This window comes from Fructilactobacillus sp. X2R6C1, assembly GCF_059901295.1.
The window spans coordinates 1-259 of record NZ_JBWXUZ010000047.1 but is presented as its reverse complement, the minus strand read 5'-3'; the positions used below and the strand labels follow the sequence as shown (position 1 = coordinate 259).

Annotated in this window: 1 protein-coding gene; it reads right to left on the bottom strand. The window is 69.9% G+C overall.

Annotated features, from left to right (window positions below; genetic code table 11):
• The coding region (locus AC6UDF_RS07300) for a hypothetical protein (protein WP_500724216.1) at positions 1 to 259 on the bottom strand (259 nt) is incomplete at both ends.

Here is a 259-nt window from a genome sequence, read left to right as displayed (position 1 = left end):
CTCCACGTTCGCGCACATGGCGCAGCGAGCGGCGCAGGGCGTCGGCATTGAGCTGGTCGCGTACCAGCCAGTCGCTGACCGCGCCGGGCGCCACCTCAGGCTCGTGATCGAGCAGCAGGATGGTCGGTAGCTCGCAGCGCCCAGGTGCCGGCTGCAGGGCTGGGGTTGCCAGCACCACGGCCTGGCGATCATGGCTGAACAGGCTATCCACCGCGTCCCAGTCAGGCGCGGTCAGCAGCACTGCACTGCCGTTCAGGGC